Raw genomic sequence first — 233 nt, 5'->3', positions numbered from 1 at the left:
TTGGCCCGGAAATTGTGTTTTAGTTAGGAAAGGGGAATTTCTGTGTCAAAGAAAGTAAAAACAATCGAGTACAATGATGATGCAATTCAGGTACTTGAAGGACTCGAAGCGGTCAGAAAACGTCCCGGTATGTATATCGGCAGTTCTTATGCACGCTGACTTCATCATTTAGTGTACGAGATTGTAGATAACTCAGTAGATGAGGCTTTAGCTGGATATGGAGACCTAATTAG

At 40.8% G+C, this 233-nt stretch carries 1 pseudogene; it reads left to right on the top strand.

Annotated elements, in window-relative coordinates:
• Nucleotides 1-42: 42 nt before the first annotated feature.
• Nucleotides 43-233 (top strand): annotated as a pseudogene (locus ACYP5M_RS26810) (hypothetical protein); the annotation flags it as partial.

The sequence above is a fragment of the Peribacillus sp. N1 genome, assembly GCF_054600815.1.
This window is presented reverse-complemented; position numbering and strand designations above follow the sequence as displayed.